The organism is Erysipelatoclostridium sp. MSK.7.34 (assembly GCF_019041935.1).
Lineage (GTDB): Bacteria > Bacillota_I > Bacilli_A > Erysipelotrichales > Coprobacillaceae > Thomasclavelia > Thomasclavelia ramosa.
Genome location: NZ_JAHPYJ010000002.1, coordinates 41533 through 66901, shown reverse-complemented (window position 1 = coordinate 66901; position 25369 = coordinate 41533). Strand labels below are relative to the sequence as shown.

Annotated in this window: 26 protein-coding genes and 1 other annotated feature; of the genes, 25 read left to right on the top strand and 1 reads right to left on the bottom strand. The window is 31.4% G+C overall.

Annotated elements, in window-relative coordinates; all coding sequences use genetic code 11:
* Positions 1–9 precede the first annotated feature (9 nt).
* The 10 genes from KTF99_RS01830 to KTF99_RS01785 all read left to right on the top strand — a co-directional run bounded on the left by KTF99_RS01830 (position 10) and on the right by KTF99_RS01785 (position 7208).
* Complete coding sequence (locus KTF99_RS01830; protein ID WP_003538549.1) at positions 10–309, top strand: YbjQ family protein; 300 nt, start codon at positions 10–12, stop codon at positions 307–309.
* Complete coding sequence (locus KTF99_RS01825) at positions 302–1141, top strand: RluA family pseudouridine synthase (RefSeq protein WP_003538547.1); 840 nt, start codon at positions 302–304, stop codon at positions 1139–1141. The genes KTF99_RS01830 and KTF99_RS01825 overlap by 8 nt, the downstream gene beginning before the upstream one ends.
* A gap of 431 nt (positions 1142–1572) precedes the next feature.
* Positions 1573–1694: a sequence feature (ribosomal protein L20 leader region), on the top strand.
* Between the two features lie 6 nt (positions 1695–1700).
* On the top strand, positions 1701–2255 hold the full coding sequence (gene infC / locus KTF99_RS01820) for a translation initiation factor IF-3 (protein WP_003538545.1): 555 nt from the start codon (positions 1701–1703) through the stop codon (positions 2253–2255).
* Positions 2256–2272: 17 nt separating this feature from the next.
* Positions 2273–2467, top strand: coding sequence for a 50S ribosomal protein L35 (gene rpmI, locus KTF99_RS01815; protein WP_003538543.1), 195 nt, complete (start codon positions 2273–2275; stop codon positions 2465–2467).
* 25 nt (positions 2468–2492) lie between these two features.
* Positions 2493–2852, top strand: coding sequence for a 50S ribosomal protein L20 (gene rplT / locus KTF99_RS01810; protein WP_003538541.1), 360 nt, complete (start codon positions 2493–2495; stop codon positions 2850–2852).
* A gap of 67 nt (positions 2853–2919) precedes the next feature.
* Complete coding sequence (locus tag KTF99_RS01805; protein ID WP_008792097.1) at positions 2920–3312, top strand: SRPBCC family protein; 393 nt, start codon at positions 2920–2922, stop codon at positions 3310–3312.
* A gap of 127 nt (positions 3313–3439) precedes the next feature.
* Positions 3440–3865: a MarR family winged helix-turn-helix transcriptional regulator gene (locus tag KTF99_RS01800; protein ID WP_029481654.1), complete on the top strand. Its 426-nt coding sequence runs from the start codon at positions 3440–3442 to the stop codon at positions 3863–3865.
* A 13-nt stretch (positions 3866–3878) separates the two neighbouring features.
* Entirely contained in the window at positions 3879–5189 is a 1311-nt protein-coding gene (locus KTF99_RS01795; RefSeq protein WP_008792096.1) for an FtsX-like permease family protein, read from the top strand.
* Positions 5176–5946, top strand: coding sequence for an ABC transporter ATP-binding protein (locus KTF99_RS01790; protein ID WP_008792095.1), 771 nt, complete (start codon positions 5176–5178; stop codon positions 5944–5946). Before KTF99_RS01795 ends, KTF99_RS01790 begins: the two co-directional genes overlap by 14 nt.
* Positions 5946–7208 carry an FtsX-like permease family protein gene (locus KTF99_RS01785; RefSeq protein ID WP_003538532.1) on the top strand — a complete coding sequence of 421 codons (1263 nt, stop codon included), beginning with the start codon at positions 5946–5948 and terminating at the stop codon, positions 7206–7208. Before KTF99_RS01790 ends, KTF99_RS01785 begins: the two co-directional genes overlap by 1 nt.
* Here the strand turns inward: KTF99_RS01785 and KTF99_RS01780 are convergent.
* A complete protein-coding gene (locus tag KTF99_RS01780; RefSeq protein ID WP_009299597.1) occupies positions 7201–7740 on the bottom strand; it encodes a metallophosphoesterase in 540 nt (179 codons plus the stop codon). The genes KTF99_RS01785 and KTF99_RS01780 overlap by 8 nt on opposite strands.
* Positions 7741–7903: 163 nt before the next feature.
* Between KTF99_RS01780 and KTF99_RS01775 the strand changes: the two genes are divergently transcribed.
* From KTF99_RS01775 to KTF99_RS01705, 15 genes are all read left to right on the top strand, one after another.
* Entirely contained in the window at positions 7904–8608 is a 705-nt protein-coding gene (locus tag KTF99_RS01775) for an ABC transporter ATP-binding protein (RefSeq protein WP_003538528.1), read from the top strand.
* Between the two features lies 1 nt (position 8609).
* Entirely contained in the window at positions 8610–11849 is a 3240-nt protein-coding gene (locus tag KTF99_RS01770) for an FtsX-like permease family protein (RefSeq protein ID WP_029481648.1), read from the top strand.
* A gap of 245 nt (positions 11850–12094) precedes the next feature.
* A complete protein-coding gene (locus KTF99_RS01765) occupies positions 12095–13537 on the top strand; it encodes a C40 family peptidase (RefSeq protein ID WP_003538523.1) in 1443 nt (480 codons plus the stop codon).
* 425 nt (positions 13538–13962) lie between these two features.
* Entirely contained in the window at positions 13963–15180 is a 1218-nt protein-coding gene (locus KTF99_RS01760; protein ID WP_008792092.1) for a BTAD domain-containing putative transcriptional regulator, read from the top strand.
* A gap of 156 nt (positions 15181–15336) precedes the next feature.
* Complete coding sequence (locus tag KTF99_RS01755) at positions 15337–15984, top strand: hypothetical protein (RefSeq protein ID WP_008792091.1); 648 nt, start codon at positions 15337–15339, stop codon at positions 15982–15984.
* A gap of 20 nt (positions 15985–16004) precedes the next feature.
* Positions 16005–16694 (top strand): LPXTG cell wall anchor domain-containing protein, encoded by a 690-nt coding sequence (locus KTF99_RS01750; RefSeq protein ID WP_009008794.1) that lies wholly within the window; start codon positions 16005–16007, stop codon positions 16692–16694.
* The gene (locus tag KTF99_RS01745; protein WP_008792089.1) at positions 16681–17514 is read left to right on the top strand and encodes a MucBP domain-containing protein; all 834 of its coding nucleotides are present in this window, start codon (positions 16681–16683) and stop codon (positions 17512–17514) included. Before KTF99_RS01750 ends, KTF99_RS01745 begins: the two co-directional genes overlap by 14 nt.
* On the top strand, positions 17507–18022 hold the full coding sequence (locus KTF99_RS01740; RefSeq protein ID WP_003538514.1) for a signal peptidase I: 516 nt from the start codon (positions 17507–17509) through the stop codon (positions 18020–18022). The genes KTF99_RS01745 and KTF99_RS01740 overlap by 8 nt, the downstream gene beginning before the upstream one ends.
* Positions 18019–20916 (top strand): vWA domain-containing protein, encoded by a 2898-nt coding sequence (locus tag KTF99_RS01735; protein WP_003538512.1) that lies wholly within the window; start codon positions 18019–18021, stop codon positions 20914–20916. Before KTF99_RS01740 ends, KTF99_RS01735 begins: the two co-directional genes overlap by 4 nt.
* 23 nt (positions 20917–20939) lie before the next feature.
* Positions 20940–21560 (top strand): hypothetical protein, encoded by a 621-nt coding sequence (locus KTF99_RS01730; RefSeq protein ID WP_008792087.1) that lies wholly within the window; start codon positions 20940–20942, stop codon positions 21558–21560.
* A 17-nt stretch (positions 21561–21577) separates the two neighbouring features.
* A complete protein-coding gene (locus tag KTF99_RS01725) occupies positions 21578–22219 on the top strand; it encodes a BsaA family SipW-dependent biofilm matrix protein (protein ID WP_009299600.1) in 642 nt (213 codons plus the stop codon).
* 22 nt (positions 22220–22241) lie between these two features.
* Positions 22242–22736: a signal peptidase I gene (locus tag KTF99_RS01720; RefSeq protein WP_008792085.1), complete on the top strand. Its 495-nt coding sequence runs from the start codon at positions 22242–22244 to the stop codon at positions 22734–22736.
* Positions 22737–22754: 18 nt separating this feature from the next.
* A complete protein-coding gene (locus KTF99_RS01715) occupies positions 22755–23396 on the top strand; it encodes a SipW-dependent-type signal peptide-containing protein (RefSeq protein WP_003538500.1) in 642 nt (213 codons plus the stop codon).
* Positions 23397–23628: 232 nt separating this feature from the next.
* Positions 23629–24402, top strand: a complete 774-nt coding sequence (locus tag KTF99_RS01710; protein WP_003538498.1) for a BsaA family SipW-dependent biofilm matrix protein — start codon at positions 23629–23631, stop codon at positions 24400–24402.
* Positions 24403–24634: 232 nt separating this feature from the next.
* Entirely contained in the window at positions 24635–25363 is a 729-nt protein-coding gene (locus KTF99_RS01705) for a BsaA family SipW-dependent biofilm matrix protein (protein WP_008792083.1), read from the top strand.
* Positions 25364–25369: the final 6 nt, after the last annotated feature.

The window sequence follows — 25369 nt, the reverse complement described above, 5'->3', positions numbered from 1 at the left end:
GAAAATATAATGGATATGATTGAAGTAAGTACGATTGATTATTTACCCGGATACCGAATTACAAAGAGTCTGGGAATCGTTTTTAGCAGTAAAATCATGAATCAGGCAATTGCTAGTGATAATACTAATATTGAAGAAATGTTAGATACAGCAAGACAAGAAGCGATGGCAGAAACAGTTGCTCAAGCTTCTCGAAGACATGCTTCAGCAATCATTAATGTTCGCTTTACAACAACAAACCTTGGCAACAATATGATTGAGTGTCAAGTTTCTGGAATGGCAGTTAAGGCGGAAAAAATCGATGAATAAGTATTTAGTGAAGACAGATTCTACGTTAATGGAGTTTTTATTAAATCACTATAATAAAAAGAATGTTAAAAATTTACTTAAATTTAAGCAGGTGTCTGTCAACGGGCAAGTGATTAGTCAGTTTGATTATTCATTAAAACGGGATGATGAGATTGTTGTTGATCGTAATCCTAATAATAATTCAAGTCTAGATATTATTTATGAAGACAGAGAACTGATCGTTATTAATAAACCGGCTGGTTTACTAAGTATGGCCGGAGGAAATGAAAAAGAAAAAACAGCTTATCATTTAGTTGGAGAGTATCTTAAAAGTAAAAATAAAAATGCCCGTGTTTTTATTGTTCATCGACTTGATAAAGAAACATCGGGGGTACTGTTGTTTGCTAAAAATGAAATAATTAAAAATAAATTACAAAATAATTGGAATGATATTGTTTATAAGCGTGGTTATTTGGCAATTATTGAAGGAAAGCTTAAAAAGAAGCATGGAACGATTAAAAATCACCTTGATGAAAGTAAGACACAAATGGTTTATATTGCTAATAATGGTAAAGGTAAATTGGCGATTACAAATTATAAAGTATTAAAAGAATCACGATATAATTCATTGATTGAAGTATTTCTTGAAACGGGTCGTAAAAATCAGATTCGGGTCCATATGCAATCATTAGGTCATAGTATTGTTGGGGATAAAAAGTATGGTGCTACAACTAATCCGATTAAACGAATGGGACTTCATAGTCATGTATTCGCCTTTGTTCATCCGGATACAAAAGCTAGAATGGAATTTAAAGCGGTTGTACCAGAAGAATTTAAAAAAATGTTTAAATAATGTCTTGTTATGATAAGTAGCAAGGCATTTTCTAGCTTCTATTTAGCCGATATGCTATAGTAGCAAGAGGCTGTGGGCGCAGTATAATTTGACACAAGAAGAACTAGGGGGCAAGCGGTCGCTAAGTGAGAAATAAATGGTGGTATCTTGATATTGAAAATATTAAGAATTTGGCTAAGTTTATATTTATTAATAAATATAATTGCTGTAGAATGGAAAGTATTTAAACATAATCATAAAAACAAGTAATAATTTTATTGGGATTACATATATTATTAGTGGTGATGAAATGTTTGCATTAATAGTATTGATAGTCTTTTCGGTGTTTGGATACTTTAAATATTTACAAATAGATGAAGATGAATAAATCTTTTAAATATGGGTTGACTTTAATTAAATAAAATGATAATATACTCAAGTAAATGAAAAGTAGTGGAAAGAAGAAGTGCCTACTTCTCGCCTGATTGATTATGTCGATAGGCAAATGTCGCTAAGATAAACTATCTTAATGTCAATGTGTGGGTACTCAGTGTGCTCACTTTTTGTTTAAACTACTAAAATGGAGGTGGCTTTTATTAGCAGATTTGATAACAGAAAACCAAAACAACCGGATGAGTTAGTAAACGAAAAAATTCGTTTCAAAGAAGTACTAGTCATTGATCAAAATGGTGATCAATTAGGTGTCAAAAGTCGTAACCAGGCAATTGATATTGCTTATGGTGCAGGACTTGATTTAGTGTGTGTTGCCCCTAACGGTAAACCACCAGTATGTCGTATTATGGACTTTGGTAAATATCGTTTCGAACAACAAAAGAAAGCTAAAGAAATGAAACGTAATTCTAAAGTGGTTGCTTTAAAGGAAACTCAATTATCGGTAACTATTGATGTTCATGATAAAAATGTAAAATTAAAAAGAACATTGAAATGGTTAGAAGAAGGTAACAAAGTTAAAATTGCAATTAGATTTAGAGGAAGACAATTAGCTCATATGGATCTTGGGAAAAAAGTTATTGATGACTTCGTAGCTGAATGTGCTGAAGTTGGTCAAATTGAAAAACCAGCTAAGCTAGAAGGTAGAACTCTAACTGCAATAATTGCACCAAAGAAAAAATAATTTAGGAGGAATATATCATGCCAAAAATGAAATCACATAGTGGTCTTAAAAAACGTTTAAAAAGAACAGGTAGCGGTAAATTAAAACGCAGCCATGCTTATGTATCACATTTATCTCACAATAAAACTCATAAACAAAAGAAACACTTAGCTAAAGCTACTTTAGTAAGTGCATCAGACTACAAGAGAATTAAATCTAGATTAGCAAAATAATTATTGACATAGGAGGAAGAAACAAATGGCAAGAGTAAAAGGTGGATTTACTACAAGACGTAGAAGAAAAAAAGTATTAAAATTAGCCAAAGGATATTTTGGATCAAAACATACATTATATAAAACTGCTCATGAACAAGTTATGCATTCATTAGCATATTCATATAGAGATAGAAGACAAGTAAAAAGAGATATGAGAAAATTATGGATTGCACGTATCAATGCTGCTGCAAGATTAAATGATATCTCATATTCAAAATTAATGCACGGATTAAAATTAGCTAACGTTGAAGTTAACCGTAAAATGTTATCTGAAATCGCAATTTGTGATCCTAAAGGATTTACTGCAATTGTAAATACAGCAAAAAAAGCATTAGCAAAATAATTATTTAGAGAAAGTTCGCTTTCTCTTTTTTTATTGTGTTATAATGGAATCGTGGAGGGCTCAAAAAATGAAAAGAATAGATATGACAGTTGATTTTAAAAGTGAAGTAGCAGCAGTTTTTAAAGTAATAACTAATTTAAAGGATTGTTCATGGCGTAGTGATTTAACACGGGTTGAGCAGATTGGTGATAATCGATTTATTGAATATGATCGAAAACAGCGGGAAACGAAGATTTTTGTTACAGATTTACGTGAAAATATTCAATTTGACTATGATGTTGAAAATAATAGTTATCGTGGTCATTGGAGCGGACAATTTGCCCCTTTGCCTGATGGTGGATGTCGCATGTATCTAAATTTTGATTTTGAACCTCAATCGATATTAGGAAAATTTGTTCGTGTAGATAAATTTGAAGAAAGATATATTGAAGATTTGAAAAAAGAGCTGAATGAATATTAAAACTATACTAAGGTATAGTTTTTTTAGTCAATTAGAATATGTAGCTTACTACATATTTTAATTGACTATTAATATTAGTCATCTTATAATATTAATATGTAGCAGGCTACATATTAGGGAGGCGGAAATGAAGGATTATGAAGTAATGTTCAGTTTAAATAAACTGGCAGGAAATATTGCTAATTATGCAAATGCTCGTTTAAAGCCATATGGATTAACTTTTACACAGCTTAGTGTCCTGATTTTTTTAGCCGATAATCAGGATCGAACGATCAATCAAAAAGATATTAGTATGGAATTTGATGTCTCACATGCTACAACAGTAGGAATAGTTGCACGAATGCATGGCCGTAGTCTTGTTAAGGTTAAAGCGTGCGAATCTGATCGACGAATAACCAATGTTATAATCACAGATCATGGTAAAGATATGATAGTTCAGACTAGAAAGGTACAAGAGGAATTAGTGCAATTATTTTCTAAATGTTTAGATGAATCAGAAATGACTAATTTTTTTAAATTGATCAATAAAATTAATCAAGTTTTTAAAACTTAGATAGGAGAAAAGTATGGGAAATTTTAAGTTTGCAATGACATTACTGGTGAAAGAGTATAAAAAGAGTGCTTTTTATGCTTTGACAATGGTTTTTGCTATTGCAGTTTGCTTTATCTTTTTTAATATTATGAATAACGACTTATTAGCTGATCCTGGTGCTGTCGTTGGTGGTGCTACATGGAATCAAGTCAATGTACCGCTTTCTACAACATTATCTTTTATCATAATTTGCTTTTGTTGTTTTATGATTTTCTTTGCAAATAGCTTTTTTATTTCTCGAAAAACTAATGAAATTGCCATTATGACATTATCGGGAAACAGTTCTTTTAAATCTACTAAATATTTGATTTATCAGACATTTGTATTATTACTGATTGCAGCACCAATTGGTCTTGCGTTGGGGATGGCAGTTACACCAATCTCAAATTATTGGATGTTTCATTATTTGGGGATTGAGGCATCGATTTATCATATACCTTCAGCAGCATTTATGCAGACCATAGTTGTAGTTGCAATGATCCTAGTTGCACTTTGTGTTTTTGCTAGTGGGTATATTTATCGAAATGATATTTCAAGTTTGTTACAACAAGAAAAGGCAATGGATTTTAGTGATAAACGTAAATTAGTAATTCCATCAGCTGTTTATTTATTTTTATATGTATTTGGAATAGTTATGATGTTTATGAATGAGCATAGTGCTACCGCTTATATTGCACCTACCGGGGTAGGGATCGTTGGGGCTATTGGTTTGATTAGATATGCGCTGCCAGAGTATATTAAGAAGTTTAAAGAAAAGAAATTATTAGAAAAGAGATATGCATTGATTTATGTTTCTAACCTTGGTTATTCAATTCAGCGAGCTATTTTACTAATTAGTTTAATGATGATTTCTGTTACAGGGATGATTGCGGCAATCGCTGCTAATCAGGGAGCACCTCGTGAATATATTACTGGAGTGATTGGTTACATTGTAATAATCATTTTGTTAATAACTAGTATCGTTTATAAATTTTGTATGGAGGCCCAGACAAGAAAAACTTTATTTTTTAATCTTTGGAAGATTGGGTATACACGAAAAGAAATAACTAAAATAATTAAGTATGAGGTATTTTATTTTTATTTAGTTTTATTATTAATTCCAATGATTTATATAATTATTATTTCAGGATGTTTTATTTATCATGGGGAGATGTCGGTTGCTTTTGCGTTAGGAGTAATTGGGGTCTACTTTATTCCTGTTGTTTGTTCAGGTTTAATTACTTACTATAATTATAAAAAAGCGGTGGTAGCACCGATTCATGGAGGAAAAAATGATGGAAAATAAAATTTTAGTTGCTAAAAATGTAACAAAAATATATGGTGTAGGGACAAAAAACCCCTATACTGCGTTAAGTGATGTTTCTTTAGAAATGTATGAGGGAGAATTTGTTTGTGTCATGGGTCCTTCAGGAGCTGGTAAATCGACTTTTATTAACAATTTATCAACAATCGATATTCCAACTAAAGGTTTTGTTTATATTAATGGTAAAGAGGTACGACAAATGTCGGAGGGAGAAATTGGTAAATTCAGATATGAAAATTTAGGATTTATTTTTCAAGAATTTAATTTATTAGATTCACTAACGATTTTTGAAAATATTGCTGTACCGCTGACGTTAGCAGGAAAATCAAAAGTAGAGATAAAAGCAGCAGTTGCAAAGATTGCAAAACGGTTAGATGTCGAGCAGATTTTGAATAAATATCCAAGTGAGTGTTCTGGGGGACAAAGACAAAGGGCAGCAATTTGTCGGGCTTTAGTTACTAATCCAAAGATTATTGTAGCTGATGAACCAACTGGAAATCTTGATAGTAAAAATTCTCATGAATTGTTATCGTTGTTTAGAGATTTAAATATTAATGACGGTGTATCTATTTTAATGGTAACTCATGATTCTAAAATTGCTTCGTATTCATCGAAATTATTATATATTAAAGATGGTGTGATTGATGAAACAATAGAGCGAAAAGATATGAGTCAAAAAGAGTATTTTTACAAAATCGTTGATATTAATTCGACAGAATCGCAAGCGTTGTTTGACTAATGGGCTTAATAAAATTAGCAATAAGATCTTTAAAAACTGATTTTTTAAAGAGTTTATTTTATTTTCTATCTTTTGTTTTAACAACGATTTTTATCTTTTTATTCTTTAATCTTACACTTAATCCTAGTACAGGGATCAATCTTGGTGGGAATGATGCAAAGTTGATTACTACGATAGCTGCTTTTGTAATTTTGATTGCAATGGTTTGTGTATTTATGGCTAATGATTTTTATGTTTTAGCGAAAACTAAAGATGTGTCAATTGTTTTGATGTCAGGGGCATCTGTTTATCAAGTTGGGATTTATTTGCTTTTACAGAGTACGATTATCATGTTTTTAGCTATTCCAATTGGTTTTGTCATTAGTTATCCTCTAGTTCCTTTAGTAAATAATTTACTTTTTATGGTCTTTGATTATCAAGGAAGTTTAAATTATATTTCGAGTAATACTTTTATGGCAACTGCTATCATTTTATTTTGTGAAATTGGCTGGTGTACGCTTTTAAATATGGGATATTGTTATCGTACCAGCATCAATAAGATGGTGACTGCAAATGTTAAAATTGAAAAATTTGGAATAGGCGTAAAGAAACTATCAAATCGAATATATCTTGTTTTGTTTATTTTACCAATGATCGTATTTCCTTTTCTTAATGATACAGCTAGTCATTTATTGATTGCTCTTATTGGAATAATTGGTGTTTATGGCCTAGTTAAGAATATAATTCCTGAATTCATTGAAAATCGGCAAACTAATGAATCGTTAGAAGACCGCTGTTTATTAATTACGCTGGGAAATGTTCGCTATGATCTAGAAAAAGTTAGAATGCTTGTTTTAGTAATAACCATAGCAGCGATTATTTTGATGTGTACAACTATTTATACTTTAGATACCCCATTGATTAGTATGGTTACGTTGATGTCATATTTTAGTGTCATGGTATTGTTATCGATTACAACTATTTTTAAAGTAGGAATGGAATTGCAAGGACGAAAAAGGAGCTTTCTTAACTTGTATCATATGGGGTATGATCTAAAAGATTTAAAAAAGATAATCGATTTGGAAATGATTATCTTCTATGGTTTAATTATTGTTATTCCTTTGTTGTATCAAATAATTATTTTAATTAAATTGTATAGTTTAGGATTGATTAATTTTTATCTAGTGGGGGGATTGTTATTGATTCAAATTATCCCAATGCTAGTTTGTATGATTATTTGTACGCTCATGTACCAAAAAGTTTTGCCGGAACCGATTATTTGAACCATTTTTTATAAAATGGTTCTTTTCTTTTAGGACGTTCCATTGGGGAAAAAGGGTCACATGGTTCTAATGTCGTGACATCATAAAAAGTACTTTTTTTTGTCTTAGTATCAAAAATACAATAAGTTGGATTACGATACTGACCTCTAGGATAACAAACACTACCAGGATTAATAAAAGTGATTCCTTCATGAAAATCGTAATAAGGTCGATGAGTGTGCCCGAAACAAACTATATCAGCTCCCTTTTCTTTTGCGATATGGGTTAAATAATCTAGGTTATAATCAACATCATAGCGATGACCATGGACAATATAAAATTTTAAATCATCGATTGTAATAAATAATTCATCAGGAATATTACCAAAATCGTTATTACCACGGACTAAATAAAAACTATTAAGATTGATGCCATCATAAGTCATATAAATATCACCGCAGTGAATGTAATAGTTAACAGAGTTGTTTTTTAAAAGGGTTAATAAATCGGTTTTAGAAACAGAATGAGAATCTGATAAAATCATTATTTTCATAATAGACCTCCTAATTGATTTAATTTTAGCACGATTTTTATAAAAATTCTTGTAATATGAGTAGCATTATTTAATTTGTTTATTAAAAAAGTAGAAATTGGATTGAGAATAGTTTCGTGATATAATTATGTATATGTTTTAATTAGAAAGGTAGTGATGATAAATGAAAAGTTTCATTACATTTAATAATGTTAAAAAGACATATAAAGTTGGTGATGTCGAAATCAATGCATCAGATGGTGTTGATTTTGAAGTTAATAAAGGTGAATTTGTAGTAATTGTTGGGCCTTCTGGTGCTGGAAAAACAACTATTTTGAATCTTTTAGGGGGAATGGATAAAGCAACAAGTGGGCAAATTTTAGTTGATGGTCAAGATGTTGCTAAATATAGTGAAAGACAGTTGACGCAATATCGACGAGATGATATTGGTTTTGTTTTTCAATTTTATAATTTGGTTCAAAATCTGACGGCTTTAGAAAATGTTGAATTAGCTACCCAGATATCGAAGAATCCTTTAGATGTGAGAATGGTTTTGGAACGTGTAGGATTAAATAAACGGTTAGATAATTTTCCGGCTCAGTTATCAGGTGGTGAGCAGCAGCGGGTGGCTATTGCGCGAGCAATTGCTAAAAATCCTAAACTGCTTTTATGTGATGAACCGACAGGAGCATTAGATTATCAAACCGGTAAAGCGATTTTAGGATTACTACGGGAGATGTGCGATAAATATACAATGACAGTAATTGTTATTACTCATAATAGTGCTTTAGCTCCAATGGCAGATCGAATCATTCATCTTAAAAATGGTCAAGTAGCTTCAATGAATATAAACGAACATCCTAAGTCAATCGCGGAAATTGAGTGGTAATATGAAAAAGAGAGCATATGTAAAAAATCAAATTCAAATAATAAAAAAAACTAAAGCACGTTTTTTGTCGATTTTTTGTATTGTCTTTTTAGGTGCTGCCTTTTTTGCAGGACTCCGGCATACGGCTTCAATTATGGAAATAACGATGGATAGTTATCTTCAAGAACACGCTTTCAATGATCTTAATTACGTTGCAACACTAGGATTTACAAATGAGGATATAGAAGCTGTTAAAAAAATTGAGCAAGTCGCTCAGGTTGAATATGGAAATCGCTTTGATGCTTTGATCCAAGTTGGTGATAATGTCAAAGGAACGACAGTATATACAAATGAGAGTTTTGATAATAAGGTCAATAAAATTGAATTAGTTGATGGTACAGTTCCAGTTGCTGATGATGAATGTTTGGTGGATAATAATTATGCTTCAAGAAATAAAATCAAAGTAGGAAGTAAGATAACATTAACTAATGATAATGGTGAAAAGAAATTTAAGGTTGTTGGATTGATCAATGATCCTCGTTATTTTAGTACGATTGAACGGGGGACAAATACTCTCGGTGATGGAACTAATGAGGCTTTTGTTGAAATTTTAGCTCAAGGCAATGAATCATTAGCTTTACCGCAAGATCTATATGATCTTCGTAATGGAACTGTTTTTAATGAAATTCGAGTGACTTTAAAAAACAGTGATGATAATAATATTTTTAGTGATAATTATTTAAGGTATGTAAAAGATGTTAATAAAGAAATTAAAAAAGTTCTTAGTGGTAAAGTTGCTCAGGTCAATGAGGAATTAGCGGGTGATGCTAATCGTGAATTAGAAAAAGGCGAACAGGAATATAATGATGGTATCAATGAATACCAAGATGGATTAGCTCAATATAACAGTGGTCTTAGCCAATATGAAAGTGGCTTAAAGCAGTATCAAGATGGTTTAAATAAATACAATGATGGGTATCGTCAATATCAAAATGGTCTAAAGCAATATCAAGATGGAAAAGCTCAGTACGATCAAGGAGTCAGTGATTATCAGCTGGGAAAAGCTCAGTATGATCAAGGAATCAGTGCATATAATGAGGGGATAAATCAATATAATAATGGACTGAATCAGTATAATGTGGGAATTGAGCAATATAATCAAAGTGTAGTACAATTACAATATTTAATTGAGAATAATTTAATTACGCCAGAAGATGCTGCAATAATGCAAGAAAAGTTGAACGAGACTAAAATTCAACTGGATGCAACTAAAAAAACTTTGGATGCGAGCAAGCTGGAATTGGACAATAATGGTGCTGTTTTGGCTGCTACAGCTAATCAATTGGAAAGTGCAAGAATTACGTTAGCAAATACGAAAGTTACTTTAGACAGCTCCAAAGCCCAGTTAGATGAAACAGCGATAACTTTGACTAATTCTAAAAAACAACTGGACGATTCTAAAATTACATTAGACAAGACAAAAGTTTTACTGGATGAAACAAAGATTAAATTAGATGAAGCGAAAACATCGTTAGATGATGCTAAGATAAAACTGGATGAGGCTCGCAGTGCCATTGATGATATTCCAACTGGAAAACTGATTAGTTTAACACGTGAGGAAAGTGCTAGTATCTTAAGCTATGATTCTGCTTGTCAATCAATGAAAGCCATTGCAGTAGTCTTTCCACTGATCTTTTTCTTGGTCGCTGCATTAGTTAGTTTAACAACAATGACTCGAATGGTTGAAGAACAGCGAGTCCAAAGCGGAACCTTCAGAGCTTTAGGATATGATAAAAAAGATGTAATTAATCAATATTTGATTTATGCTTTTTTAGCTACTTTCGTGGCTAGTGTATTAGGAATTATCGCAGGAGTATATTTCTTCCCAAGTATTATTTATTTCTTGTATCGTAAAATGTTGTTTAATGTCGGTGCACCAATCAAGATTTCATTTGATACTTTTATTTGTATCCAAACATTTTTGATTTCAGTAGCGATTACTTTATTAGTTACTTACATAGTGACACGTCAAGAATTAAGTGAGATGCCAGCTAGTCTGCTTAGACCTAAGGCCCCTAAAATGGGAAAAAGAATTGTTCTAGAAAGAATAACATTTATTTGGAAACGTTTGTCTTTTAATCAAAAAGTTACGATGCGAAATATTTTTAGGTATAAAAAGCGTTTCTTTATGTCGATTATAGGAATTGCTGGTTGTGCGGCTTTAATTGTTACTGGATTTGGGATCAAGAATTCGGTTTCTACTTTAGCAGATAAGCAATATGGTGATATTTTTACTTACGATGGAATGGTTGTATTTGATCGTAATCTAAGTAATGATCAATTAAAAAAAGAAAAGGATGAGTTTGAGAGTTTAAGTAGTGTAAAAGATTGCAGTAGTTTTTATCGAAAAACGATCACAGTTGTAGGAAGTAAAGATCATTATGGTACATTAGAAGTATTTAAGAATAATGAGGAACTTAGCAAATATACAAATCTAGAGAATTATCAAACAGGTGAAAAAATTAAATTAAATAATCAGGGGGTTGTTATTTCAGCTAAATTATCAGAATTATTAGGAGTAACGATTGGAGATAAAATAAATATAACGATTGATGAAAAAGATTATCAGGTTAAAATTACAGGAGTAATGTTATTGTATTTTCAACACCATATATATATGAGTGAAGAATTTTATCGAGGTCTAACAGGTGAGACTCCAGTTAATAATTATGCGTATTTTAATTTAGAAGATGATGGCAATCGTAAAACTGTTACTAACTATTGCGACAAGGATAGCAATATTGATTCATTAAATTATGTTAAAGGAATTAGTCAAGCATTTAGAGATCAAATGGGCAGTATCGATAGTGTTGTTGTAATATTGATTGCTTGTGCTGGGGCCTTAGCTTTTATTGTCTTGTATAATCTAACAAATATTAATATTCAAGAACGTAAAAGTGAAATTGCAACTATAAAGGTATTAGGCTTTTATCCACGTGAGGTGTATGATTATGTATTTAGAGAAAACCTAATTTTATCAGCAATCGGATCAATTGTAGGATTAGGAATTGGGAAAGTTTTACATATGTTTATCATTAATGCGGTAGAAGTTGAAGTAGCTATGTTTATTAGAAGTGTTAATTTAATGAGTTATGTTTATGCAATAATTATTACAATGATCTTTACTTATTTAATTGATTTTGGAATGCGAAAAGTTTTAAAAAATATTGATATGGTTGAGTCATTAAAGAGCATTGAATAAGGTATTTTTAGTTATAAATTCTGGATAATATTATTATTAATATTTATGTTTATGGTAATTTCTATTTAGGACTATGTAAAATCTTATAAATTTCTTAAGAAATCTTAAAAAAATTATTCTCTTGAAAGCTAAGCGGAGCTTGCGATACAGCCAAAGGACAAAAATGAAAGAGCTTTCAGGGCTAGATTTTTCTAAAAAATAGTAATATAATAACAATTGGATATATTATTGAAAGGAGGTAACGAATGGATAGAAATATTAAGACAAGCTTTAAAAATGTAGTTGACGAGTATATCGTTAATCGTAAAGCAATGTTCATTCCGATTGCAGCTGTTGCTAGTTTTATGCTAGTTGGTTATGCAGCAGCAGACAAAGAAAAACCTGAGATTAAGTCTAATCAAATCGATCTTGCCTATGGTGAGAAATTTGATGTAGATAGTATTGATATTACTGATAATAAGGACAGTCGTGATTTAATTGAAGTATCAGCTGACACTTCATCATTAAATGTAACACAATTAGGTTCTTATAAAGTATCAGTTACTGCAACTGATAGTGGTTCTAATGTTGCTACAAAAACAGTTCAAGTTAATGTAGTAGATAATGAGGGACCAAAATTTGAATCATTAGGTTCAAATCAAGGATACACAATTGATGTTCCTGTAAAAGGAAGTACAGATTTCGCTAGCTATGTTAAGGCTAATGATAATGTTGATGGTGATGTAACTCCATTTATTGAGGCTAATACCCCATTAAATACAGAGGTTAAAGGTCAACAAGATATTACTTTAAAGGCTACTGATAGTTCAGGTAATGAAACTGTTAAAACTTTTACATTCGCTGTTAGCGATTTAGAAGCTCCGGTTATTAATTTAACCCAAGGAGAAAATGTTACTGTAGATTACGGAAGTGGTTTTGATTTAAATAATTTTGTAAATGTTACAGATAACTTAGATGGTACTTTAGTACCAACTGTTGAAGGATCTATTGATACTTCAAAAATTGATGAAACGCAAACATTGAAAATTTCTGCAACTGATAGTTCAGGAAATGTTAGTGAGGCTAACTTAAATGTTGTTGTTAAAGATTTATCAGCTCCTGTAATTAGTTTAACAAAATCTTCAATTACAGTTAATGCTGGTGAAAATGTTGATTTTAATGCATATATTGCTTCAGCAATTGATAACAAAGATGGTGATGTTAAAGCCAATGTCAAAGTTGATGCTCCTAGTACAGCGAAAGCTGGTACTAAAACAGCTACATATACAGTAACTGATGCAGCCGGTAACACAGGTACCGCGAGCTTATCAGTAAAGGTAAATGCAGTTTATGGCGGGGCAGCAAGTAATAACTATGGTAATAGTGTTTTATCAGCTGCTTATTCTAGATTAGGGTGTCCATATGTATGGGGAGCAGACGGTCCAAATTCATTTGACTGTTCAGGTTTTGTCAAATGGTGTTACTCACGTGTAGGAATTTCACTTCCACACTCGTCTTCAGCTCAAAAGAATGCAGGTACACAAATTAGTATTTCCCAAGCACAGCCAGGAGATATCTTATGGAAATCAGGACATGTTGGTATTTATATTGGTAATGGTCAATATATTCATGCCCCAAGAACTGGTGATGTAGTTAAGATTTCATCTGTGTCTGGTTCAGGATTCGTTTGTGCTGTAAGAGTAAAATAAAAATTGAATATAACAACTAATTAAAGATTACGATTTTAAATTCGTAATCTTTTTTGATTCTATCAATATAATTAGTATTACCGCACTTATAAATAAAGTTGACGTAATTAAAAATACAGTGCTATAATGAATATGTTATTTTTATAAAAAAATTAGAATCGAGGATCATACTTTTCCTGCACGGGAAAGAATACGTTTTCGTTCGCATATAATCTTACTATAAAACACGTAAATAGACCCAAATTTATGTGTTTTTTTTGTGCACGAAAATCTATAGTTAAACCAAGTGGTAAGAATTTATCACTAATAAATTACTATTAAATAAAAATAATGGGCTAATACTGTAATGGGGTTTTAGAATATGACTATTTTGGTGGATAAATTTGTGGGCAAGTAACATATCTTGAAAAGTGAGGGAATTAGATATGGCAAATGATAAGATTAACGTAAATATGTTTGGAACGTTTTCACTTTCACGTGGAAATGTAACAGTTGATTTAACCAAATTATTAGGAAAACAGTTGATTAATTTATTCCAATTATTGCTGCTTCAAAAAGGAGTTGTAATATCTAAGAATAATATTATTGATATTTTATATCCGGATAGTGAAAATCCAAATAGTGTGGTTAAGTTTTCTATTTTTAGACTTCGTAAAGATTTAAAAGCATCAGGTATTTTTAATGAGGATGAAGAAGTTATTTTAACTGTTAAAGGTGGTTATCAAATCAATCCCAAGTTGGAATGGGTGATGGATACTGAGGAGTTTTATTATAACTGGGACAAAATAAAATATATTGATGATATAAGTGATAAGGACCTAGCATATGCTCAAAAAGTAAATCATCTATATAAAGGTAAATTATATATAACGACTAATCATTCTATTTGGATTGAACAGATGCTAGAATTTTTTCGCTCAGCATATGTTAACTGTGTTATCAAAATTTGCAAATACTACATGAAAAGAAAACAGTTTGAAAAGATGATGTCAATAAATTATCATGCTATTCTATTAGAACCATTTTACGAAGGTCTACATTATTATTATATTAAAGGCCTGATTGAATTAAAGGACTATCATAATGCGTTAAAATATTATGATGACCTGAATGAACGCTTTTATAAAGAGTTGGGAACAGGATTATCACCGCGGTTTAAAGAGCTTTATGATGTCATTACAGAAGATATAGAAGAAGATTATATTATTAATACTGAAAATGTTAATGAAGATTTGATTATTAATAATGCTGATTATCGAGGGTTTTACTGTGGATATGACATGTTTAAGCATATGTATGAAATTTTACTTAAGAATGCACTTCGAGATAATAAGAAATATTTTTTGATTATTTTTGATCTTAATGCTAAAACTACAATAGAAAATCAAGTACATGTAATGAACCAGTTAAAAGAAATGATTGCTTCATCATTAAGAGTGAATGACTTGTTTGCTAAAATTAATAAGAAACAATATATTATTTTAGTAGCGTGTCAGGAAATGGACAATGCATATACAATCATTCAAAGAATAAATAAAAAGTTTTATGCAAAATATAATAGTACTACATATCGTTTGAATTATGATGTTGCAAAAGCAAAATTATTATATAAAAAACCAATAGAGTCTTCAGTTCAGAGTTAAGTTTTAGAGATATAACTTAACTCTTTTTTAGATTTTAAAAGAAAGTTATTATCTAAAACAAAATATAACCGCTTTAAAACCACCATTACATATAATATGGATGTAATGTGGGAAAAGTATCCACCGATCAATATTAAAGCAAAGGAGATAATCATCATGGAAAATAAAAAAAATAAGCTATTAATATTAATGATTGTTCTATGTATCATGGTTCCAATTGGAGGCGCAATTGCCTATTTCCGTGCCGATACTTCTTCAAGTAACAAACTTAGTTCAGGGAATATTGGAATTGAATTGAGAGATGCTACAACAAATGAAGATGGTCAAATAACGGATGAAGGTATTAACTTTAATTTTGGTTATCCTGGAGCTATAAAAGATAAACAAACATTTGTAAAAAATACATCAGAAAATGATTTATATACAAGAATTGCTGTTACCAAATACTGGGAAGATGAAAGCGGTAATAAGGTGATCGATGCTAATCCTGGTTTTATTGAAATCATTACTAATGATAAAGATAATTGGATTATTCAAGATAGTGATGAAAATAAAGAAGTTGTTTATTTCTATTATAAAAAATTATTAGAACCAGGGGCAGTAACAGATTTATTTGTTAATCAAATCAAATTATCTGGCAATATCGATAACACTAATGCAATGCGTTACTCTGGTTTAAGTGCTCATTTAAGTTTTGAAGCTGAAGCAATTCAAAAAGTTGGTGCTGAATCTGCAATTTTGAGTGAATGGGGCTTAGAAGTTAAAATTGATAATAATGATGTTATTCAGTATGTAGAAGAATAGTCGTGGAGGAGGTCATTAAAATGCGAGGTAAAAATATTTTAAAAACATTAGTTGTAACAACAGTACTAGCACTATCTATGACTACTATTCATGCAGCTGATACTAATGTATCATTTGATGGTGATGCAGAAGACTTTATTTTTTTGGATGGTAGTCAGGATTTATTTGATAATTTTAAAAATATTATGCCTGGTGAAGTTCGAACACAAAATATTGTTTTAAAAAATGATGATCATCGAGAGTTAAGATTTTATTTGAGTGCTGATGTCTTAGATAGTCTTGATACTGATACTTCGGGATTAAGTGTTTATAATATTACAATTACTAATGAAGGTGAAGAGTTTTATAATGGAACACTTGATGATCTGGCTGCTTTAAGTTCTGGAAGAATGAGTGAAGATACGTTACTTGCTAGTTTACAAAAAGGTGAAACTACTACAGTAACAATGACATTGGAAGTTAATGGTGATTCAATGGATAATACGTATCAAAATCGTGAAGGATTGATCAAGTTTAATTTTAGTGTTGAAGAACTTGATGATCAAAGTACTATTGTTGAAGTAGTTAGAAATGTTTATGAAAGTATCAAAACTGGTGATGCAACTGTAATTGCACCATTACTTGGATTGGTAGCAGTTAGTGGATTTGCAGTTATATTCTTATTGAAGAAGAAAAAGCATAAGGAGGATTGCAGTCATGAAGAAAATTAAAAAAGTCATTATTGTTCTAGCTATGATGATTGCAATGGTCGGCTTTGTTAATCCAATGACAGTTGATGCTAGTAGAACCTATAAAGTAACATTTAGGGCAGGAGCTCATGGTACATTTGCTGCTAATGGTGAAAATAAGATTACTATCGATGTAGCAGCAAACGAACGTTTTCCGGATATCCCTGATATCAATGTAGAAGATGGCTATTATTTAATGGGATGGAATAAAACCCTTCCAGCTAGTGGTGAGGCTGTTACTGGTGCAATGACATTTGTAGCCAAATATCAAGTTTTGACTAATGGACGCGAATATTCGATCAATTATGTTAATCAGGATAATGTTCAAATAGCCACAACAAAAGTTATGACAGCGCCACTTGGCAGTACAGTGAACGAGAGAGCTAAAACGATTGCTGGCTATGAATTGATTGGAGCTGCTGATTTATCAATTACAATTGGTGAAACAGATAATTCAATCACATATGTATATCGAGATTTAAATGTAACACAGGAATATGTTGAAAGTGTTGTAGTGATTCCTGTAGGTTTACCTGCTAACACTGCAGTATCAACTGCAACTGGTGGAGCAGGAACTGGTGGTACTACAACTAACCAAGGTGATGATACCGAAAATGTGACTGATTCAGAAACTCCGTTATCACCTGGGGATGGAACAGAGGAAGTTCCTGATGATCAGACGCCTTTAAAAAAAGGTGAAGAAGGAATTAATTATACTTATTTGTATATTACAGGTGGAATTGTTTTACTGTTAATTGCTGCTGGTATCTTTATTCTTAAAAGGAAACAAGCAAGTGAATAAAATAAGAAAAATTAATAATATTGTTTCAACGATATTATTGATCTTATGCTTTATATATTTGATTATAACACTTGGCCCAAGATTGCTGGGGTATGAGGTAAATGTTGTATTATCGAATAGTATGGAGCCTGTTTATTCAACTGGAGAATTATTACTAGTTAAACCAGCTAAAGCTGATGAAATAAAGGTAAATGATATTATAAGTTTTAAAGGCTCAGGTGTAAGCGGTAATGTGATAACTCACCGAGTAATTAAAATAGACCAAGAAAAACAAGTATTTATTACTAAGGGTGATGCTAATAGTAGCCAAGATTCAAACCCAGTTGCCTTTAGTCGATTAAATGGGATAGTAAAGATAAATATTCCTTATATAGGATATATTTATGGAATGATCCAATCAATGATTGCAAAAATAATTTTGGCTGGTCTAGTGTTGATTTATATAATCGTTAATCTGGTAACAAAAAAGAAGCTTAACAGTAACGTCAGTGAGGAGGAAGCTAAATGAAGATATCTAAAAAAAGAAAACAAAATAAGTTTACTAGAAAGATAAAAACACTGGTTTTGGCATTAGCGATGATAATACCAGCGGCTGGAACTAACTTAATTGTTGAAGCGGAAAATAACCCTGGCTCTACTACTAGTAGTGATGGCCTAGTTACTGTTAATAAAACTTCAGAAAGAGTTGGCGATAATCGGTATAAAATCAATTTGGATTTAGCTACTGGAAAAGCCCAGGATAGTGTTGAGGCGATTGGTAATGATATTGTTCTAGTATTTGATATTTCAAATAGTATGGCTGAAGATGAACATGGAAATAGCACATCTTCAAATGATAAAAAACGTCTTACTAAAGCTAAAAACGCTGCAATTGAGTTTTTGAATAATAGTAAAATTTCTGGAAATAAAAAGAATCGATATTCAATTGTGACATTTAATTACTATGGTACAGTAGAACAAAATCTAACAAGCAATCTTGAAACCGCAAAACAAGCAATTAGAGATGTCGAATTAGGAAATAATTCGGATGGTGGAACCAACATTCAAGCAGGGCTTTATAAAGCTAGAACTGTTTTAAAAAATGCTAAATCAGAAAATGGAATTATTATTTTATTAAGTGATGGTGGTGCGACAGGAAGTTATAAACTAAATAATGAACGCAATAATGGTTATTTAGTTAATGATTATAGCGAAGCGACCGCTACTGATAAAGCTTTAGGATATAGTGGTAGATATACTTTTGGGGAAAATGCAATCAATTATGATAGTGTAATTAAGGGCGGAAGAAATGATTTTACATTAGACTTATATTTAAATAATAGTCACTATTCTTTAAATAATGCAGCTGCTACATTAGCTGAAAATGAAGCATTATTAGCAAAGAAAAGTGGAAATACAATTTTTACGATTGGTTACACAACTGGAAGTAGTGTTAATAGTTTCTTGAAGAATGTAGCTACTCAAGGTGAAGGATATGCCTATAGTTCCTCTAGTGATTTAAGCGGAATTTATGAAAATATTGCTAATGAGATTGTGACTCGATATGAAACAATCATAAAAAATGGGATTGTCAATGATCCAATGAGCCAGTATGTTGATCTTTTAGATTTACCTGATGGCCGTTATGATAACTCTGTAGCTGATAAATTAATATTTGATCGTGGTTATGTTATTGTAAGTACAGAAAATGGTCGAAAAAAAATCACTTGGTATGTAGGTGATGTTGAAAAAAACAGTCAAGCTCATTTAGAATATTATGTAGCAGTTAAAGAGGAATATAAGGATGGTACAGATTATCCAGCCAATGACCCAACCCAGTTAGTCTATAAAAATTATATTGATAAAGATTCTACATTGGATTTCAATGTGCCAACAGTTAATGAAGAATTGCCAATTACAAGTGCAACTCTTACTGTAAAAAAGGTTGTAAACAATTCTAGTGAAGATAAGACATTTATTATTCATGTGGTTGGTCGAGATAGTGAAAATGCAGTAATTTATAAAACAGATTTAATCTTAAAAAATAATGAAGAAGTTCTTTTAGAAAATTTACCGTTTGGTAAATATACCGTAACAGAAACTGTTCCAATGGAATATAAGCTAGAAAGTACAGAAAGTGGTTATGCTCAAACAAACTTATCTAGTGGAAATATTATCGAACTTAGTCAAAATAAAGATGCAGCTAATGGTTATGTGACTCTAACAAATTCATTTGGTCATGTTGGATTCTTTAAAGCGACTGATGAAAAGACTAATTATCTTCCTGCTGGAAGTGAAACAATCAATAACTATGAATATAATGTAAGTGGAAATGTTAAATCTACGACAGTAAAAGCCCCACAAGACGTTGTCTTGCTATTAGATAAATCAGGCAGCATGGATGAGTCAATGAATGGCAGCAGTCGTCTAACCCATTTAAAAAATAATGTAATTAAATTTATAACTAAGTTATATGAACATAATCCTGACAGTCGTGTATCAGTAATTACTTTTGCATATAGTGCAGATGGTTCGATCACTAATAATAATTTTGTGAAGTTATCAGATATTAAATCAGGTAATGAAACATGGTACACATATTTAACTAAAAATAATGGTGGTATCAAAAATATTAAAGCTTCAGGAGGAACGCAAATTGATTTAGGTTTGTATGAAGTTCGTAATCAATTATCAAGTGCAACTGGAGAAAATAATCGTTCAGTAATCGTCTTTACTGACGGTCAACCAGGAAATAAGGGATTTAATACTAGTTATAATGATTATGATGATAATGGGTATCGGGTTGGAGCTGAGGCTTTAAATCAAGCTGATTTTATTAAGTTTAGTGGAAATTTAACAGGAATCAATAATTACATTGAAAGTAGTAATGGATCAAAGTATTATGGTCATAAAAATGATGATATTACTAAAAATCGTAGTAACAATAATTCTAATGATGCAGGCAATAGAACTAATCGTTCTGGTAAAGGTTTAGGTAAGACGATTTTTACGATTGGTCTTAATTCCAATAATTCATCATTATTTGATAGTTTCTTAACGCGTTTAGCTAGTGAAGGACATTATACAAAAGCAAATAACAGTAGTGCGATGGAAAATGCATTTAATAGTATTTTTACAAGTATTACAACAATGGATACCGATGTTGATATTCGAGTAAAATATGATGCTAATAAGTTTGAGGTAATTGATGCTCAAGGTGGTAAGCTAGGTGGCAGTGGTACTAATGCTTATATTGAATGGAAAGATATTATTGATGAAACTACTGGAAAATTTGTAATTGAAGGAATTAAATTTAGAAATATTGTGGCTGATGCAGGAGAACCACAGTTAACTGTGCAAGGTTATAAGGATGGTGTAACTACTGATTTAGAAGCTGCAGAAATAAAAAAAGTTGGTAATTAATAAAGAAGGTGAGGGATGACGCAATGAAATATTTAGGTAGAATTAAAATGAAACGACCATTGATGGTATTGATGGTAGTGGTGACAGTCTGTCTTACTGCAGTGGGCGGAATCTACGCATGGTCAAAACTAAGTGCATCTGTCACTAATAATATTAAGACACCAACAGTGGATACTGAAGTAGTAGAAAAGTTTGACAAAGATTCAACTGTAGACTGGTTTGATCAAGTAGAAAAAGAAGTACAATTCAAAAATACTGGAACAGCACCAGTCTTTCTAAGAGTTTCTTATGCGGAGTTTTGGAAAGATGCTGATGGCAAGGTTATTTCTGGGTTAGTTGATGGCAATGAAGTTGTTAATAAGAACTGGACTGAAGCATGGCAAAATGACTGGTTTGATGGTGGTGATGGCTGGTATTATTATAAAAAAGTTCTTCCAGCTAATGAAATGACAGCTAAAGTTTTAACTAGTCTTAAATTTGATAGCAATTATGCCGAAATTTATCAAACAGCAGATTATACTTTGAAATTTGTTAGTGAAGCAGTACAGTATAGTGATGACGATAGTGTTAACCATCGAGCAGTACAAGCAAACTTTGGTCGTGATTTTAAAGTTATTTCTAACAATGTAATTACTTGGAATTAAATGGAGGTGAAGATAAAGTGAAATTTTTAAAAATTAAAAAGACGAAGGTAGCTTTAATCTTTGCTTCAGTATGTTTGATTGTTGCGATTGGATATACAAGTGCTTACTATAATAGTACCGTCAATGTAGAAAACAAAATGGCAACGCAAGAACCGGAGATTGAATTGATTGAAAAATTTAATCAAGATTCACAATTTTTACCAGGAGAAACCGTTGATAAAAAGGTTAAATTTGCCAACAGTGGTGAAATTGATGCTTTAATCAGGGTAAGTTACAGTCAAAGCTGGATCAATCAAAATGGTGATTTTGTAAATGGTGACGTTGATAGTGTTGAAAAGAAATGGACATCTGCCTGGCAAGATGAATGGGTGGATGGAAATGACGGCTATTTCTATTACACTAAAGTATTAAAAGCTAATACAACAACTAATATCATTTTGGATAGTCTGGTTTTATCGGAGCAAGTTTCAAATGATACTCATGCGGTGGATTATTCAGGAATAATCTATCAAATTACATTTAATTTAGAATCATGTAAAGCTACAACTGAAGGGGCACAAAGCACCTTTGGTAAAACTGCTGCTATTTCTGGAAATAATGTAACATGGAGTGATTATAAGGGTAATAGTAATCAACAGAAATCTGGAGAAGATTTTTAATAACTAGGATAGGAGGCAGGTTATGAAGATATTTAAGAAAGTAGTTAGCTATTTATCAATATTATGTTATGTAGTGATAATAGCATTAGTGCTTATACTTGCTCCTATGGTAGTTGGCTACAAGCCTGTAGTTGTATTATCTGGAAGTATGGAACCCACATATCCAGTTGGAAGTTTGATCTATTACAAAGCTGCTTCTTTTGAGGATATTAAAGAAAACGATGCAATCACATTTCGAGTAGATGATGATACATTAGTTACTCACCGAGTGATAGTGAAAAACGAAATTTCACAAACTTTTGTTACAAAAGGCGATGCAAATCCAACTAATGATACAAATCCGGTAGAATATCAAAATGTAGCCGGAAAGACATTAGAATTCTGCCTCCCTGTTGTTGGAACGATCTTTGCTTCATCAGCAAAATATATTGCGGTAGCAATTATTGGTGGAATATTGTTATTAAATATTGTTTTGAGTAACCTTGTAGCGGATGAAAAAGAAAAAGTGACAGTCTAAAGATAGGAGTGTAGCGAGATGAGTAAAAAGAAAAGAACCATAATGAGTCTAATAGTTTTGCTAGGTTGTGTACTTGCTGTATCCGCCACACTGGCATGGTTTACAGATAGTGATGAGACTAAGAACCGGATTAGAATTGGTGAATTTGGAATAGATGTTATCGAAAGCTCAACTAATCCCGATGCCTCTGTGAGTGAAGATGGAATTAAGTATGATGATCCAGTAGTGATTGGACAAGAAAAATCTAAAATTGTTGATATAAAAAATACTGAGGAACTAGATGCTTTCATAAGAGTGACGGTTGAAAAGGTATGGATGGATGAAGATGGAAATATCTTGAGTGATAAAGATCCTGATAAAATTGTAATTCGTGGAATTGATGAAGATAAATGGATATATAAAGCTACTGGGGAAAAGGGTAAATCTTATTACTATCTAAAGATGCCATTAAAATCTAATGAGACTGTCAATTTATTTAAATCATTTATTATTGAAAATAATTTTACCTCACATGAGGAAACAATGTCATATGCTAATCTTAAATCTAAGATTATAATCACTGCTAATGGTGTACAAGCAGATGACGGTGCTAATGCAGTTGCTACGCAAAATTGGGATTCAATTATTGTTGAAAATGGACAATTAGTTTCTATTGATTAAATCGTGAAAGAGATGTATTTTTATACATCTCTTTTTGTTTTTGAATATTATTTTTCGTTTGTGAATATAACCGGAAAAAAACCAAATAAAGATATACTGTTAATTGTAAAAGAAAAGTTTTCTTCGATAGTTATATTAATAGAATAAGAGTTATAAATATAACCAGAAGCAAACCATCAATTGTTATCATTGATTTGTAAAATGAAATAAAAAATAAAAAGGAGTGGAAATCATGAAAAACAAGAAAAGCGTAGTGGCATCAATTGTATTATCAGGGGCATTGGTAGTTGTAGGAACTCTAGCATATTTTACTCAAACACATACAGTTGACAATAAATTAAAAACAAAAGGGTTTGGCTCTGATATTGTCGAAAAATTTACACCTAAAGAATTTAATCCAGGAGCAACTGTTACAAAAGAGGTACGAGTTGATAATACAGGAGATTATGCTTTAGTAGCACGTGCTAAATGGGAAGAATCATGGACACGCAACGGAGAAGAATTTAAAGCAGTAGCTTATCCAGACACTAATAATGAAAGTGTTGTTGATAAAAATGGTATGAGCGATAAATGGGTTGACGGTAATGATGGATGGGCATATTATAATGAGATGATTGGAGTAAATGGACATACAGAAAATTTCCTAACTTCAATTACTTTAAAAAATAGTGCTGATGTAGTTGGAACAGATATTAAAAACTTTTATTATACAACTGCAGCAACTGAACCGGATAAAACATCAATTGGAACTGACTCAAAAACTCAATGGGTAAAAATTTCTGAAGAAGAATTTAAAGCATTAGATGATGAAAATAACAATATTAAAGCGACATTTAAACGTGCTGAAGTTAAATCAAATGGTTTATATGATAACGCTGAGTATACATTAACAATTACTGCTCAAGTTTCACAGGCTAATAAAGAAGCTGCTGCAACTTGGATTACTGATGCAACAAATCAAACTGTAAAAAATTTCTTGAATGGATTACCTACAGTAAACAACTAATGAAGCCACGAACACTCTAACAATTGTTAGAGTGTTTTTCTTTATAAGTTAAGACAATTATTGATTTTTAGATTCAATAAAAACATTAAAATAGAATATTAAGGAAAGTGAAATATAACCAGAAGCAAACCATGATTATTTATAATAATGTTGTAATATGACAAAAGTATATTTGTTGGTTATTAATACCACATATCGGTTATTAAATATTTGAGAAAGGGGTACGAAAATTATGAAACGAAAAAAGAGTTTGATTGCAATTATTTCGTTATCAGCATTTTTAGTTATAGGTGGGGCAGTTGCTTATTATAATAGCACAACGAATGTTGATAACAAATTAAAAACTGGACAGTTTAAGTCAGAAGTTGTGGAAAAATTTACACCAAAAGATAATTGGGAACCCGGAGATAAAGTTACTAAAGAAGTAGGTGTTGAAAATACTGGAACTGGTAATATTGTTTCTCGAGCAATGTGGAGTGAAACATGGAAAACAGCTGATGGTGAAGATATTACAGTTACAAGTGCTGATCCAAGAGCTAGTGTTGTTGAAAAAGAATATGGTAATAAATGGATATATTCAAATAGTGATGGATATTTCTATTATGACGGAATAATTTCTTCGGGTGGTAGAGCCGAGGATAAGTTTTTAAAATCAATCATGTTAAGTGGAGATGTCGATTTTGCTGAAACTAAGAAAACAGTAGTATATTATTCGACGATGACAACTGGTGAACCAAGCAAAATAACTAATAATCCTGAAACAGGATGGGCAGTTGCCCCAAATACAGGCATTCCCAATAATGCAACTTACAATAAAACAGTTGTAACTGGTAATGGTAAGTATGCTAGTGCCAACTATACTTTAACGATTACAGTTCAAGTTTATCAAGCTAATAAACAAGCAGTCGCAGGAACCGCTTTTGAAACTGTAGTTCCTGAAACGTATGCATTATTAGATTAAAAAGAA

Excerpts from the sequence above, each read along its gene's own strand:
- KTF99_RS01770 (WP_029481648.1), top strand. The coding sequence starts at position 8,610 with ATGAAAAAGAGAGCATATGTAAAAAATCAAATTCAAATAATAAAAAAA.
- KTF99_RS01800 (WP_029481654.1), top strand. The coding sequence starts at position 3,440 with ATGAAGGATTATGAAGTAATGTTCAGTTTAAATAAACTGGCAGGAAAT.
- KTF99_RS01745 (WP_008792089.1), top strand. The coding sequence starts at position 16,681 with ATGAAGAAAATTAAAAAAGTCATTATTGTTCTAGCTATGATGATTGCA.
- KTF99_RS01750 (WP_009008794.1), top strand. The coding sequence starts at position 16,005 with ATGCGAGGTAAAAATATTTTAAAAACATTAGTTGTAACAACAGTACTA.
- rpmI (WP_003538543.1), top strand. The coding sequence starts at position 2,273 with ATGCCAAAAATGAAATCACATAGTGGTCTTAAAAAACGTTTAAAAAGA.
- KTF99_RS01760 (WP_008792092.1), top strand. The coding sequence starts at position 13,963 with ATGGCAAATGATAAGATTAACGTAAATATGTTTGGAACGTTTTCACTT.
- KTF99_RS01720 (WP_008792085.1), top strand. The coding sequence starts at position 22,242 with ATGAAGATATTTAAGAAAGTAGTTAGCTATTTATCAATATTATGTTAT.
- KTF99_RS01790 (WP_008792095.1), top strand. The coding sequence starts at position 5,176 with ATGATGGAAAATAAAATTTTAGTTGCTAAAAATGTAACAAAAATATAT.
- KTF99_RS01710 (WP_003538498.1), top strand. The coding sequence starts at position 23,629 with ATGAAAAACAAGAAAAGCGTAGTGGCATCAATTGTATTATCAGGGGCA.
- KTF99_RS01785 (WP_003538532.1), top strand. The coding sequence starts at position 5,946 with ATGGGCTTAATAAAATTAGCAATAAGATCTTTAAAAACTGATTTTTTA.
- rplT (WP_003538541.1), top strand. The coding sequence starts at position 2,493 with ATGGCAAGAGTAAAAGGTGGATTTACTACAAGACGTAGAAGAAAAAAA.
- KTF99_RS01775 (WP_003538528.1), top strand. The coding sequence starts at position 7,904 with ATGAAAAGTTTCATTACATTTAATAATGTTAAAAAGACATATAAAGTT.
- KTF99_RS01765 (WP_003538523.1), top strand. The coding sequence starts at position 12,095 with ATGGATAGAAATATTAAGACAAGCTTTAAAAATGTAGTTGACGAGTAT.
- infC (WP_003538545.1), top strand. The coding sequence starts at position 1,701 with ATGGAGGTGGCTTTTATTAGCAGATTTGATAACAGAAAACCAAAACAA.
- KTF99_RS01730 (WP_008792087.1), top strand. The coding sequence starts at position 20,940 with ATGAAATATTTAGGTAGAATTAAAATGAAACGACCATTGATGGTATTG.
- KTF99_RS01830 (WP_003538549.1), top strand. The coding sequence starts at position 10 with ATGGATATGATTGAAGTAAGTACGATTGATTATTTACCCGGATACCGA.
- KTF99_RS01715 (WP_003538500.1), top strand. The coding sequence starts at position 22,755 with ATGAGTAAAAAGAAAAGAACCATAATGAGTCTAATAGTTTTGCTAGGT.
- KTF99_RS01825 (WP_003538547.1), top strand. The coding sequence starts at position 302 with ATGAATAAGTATTTAGTGAAGACAGATTCTACGTTAATGGAGTTTTTA.
- KTF99_RS01780 (WP_009299597.1), bottom strand. The coding sequence starts at position 7,740 with ATGAAAATAATGATTTTATCAGATTCTCATTCTGTTTCTAAAACCGAT.
- KTF99_RS01805 (WP_008792097.1), top strand. The coding sequence starts at position 2,920 with ATGAAAAGAATAGATATGACAGTTGATTTTAAAAGTGAAGTAGCAGCA.
- KTF99_RS01705 (WP_008792083.1), top strand. The coding sequence starts at position 24,635 with ATGAAACGAAAAAAGAGTTTGATTGCAATTATTTCGTTATCAGCATTT.
- KTF99_RS01735 (WP_003538512.1), top strand. The coding sequence starts at position 18,019 with ATGAAGATATCTAAAAAAAGAAAACAAAATAAGTTTACTAGAAAGATA.
- KTF99_RS01795 (WP_008792096.1), top strand. The coding sequence starts at position 3,879 with ATGGGAAATTTTAAGTTTGCAATGACATTACTGGTGAAAGAGTATAAA.
- KTF99_RS01755 (WP_008792091.1), top strand. The coding sequence starts at position 15,337 with ATGGAAAATAAAAAAAATAAGCTATTAATATTAATGATTGTTCTATGT.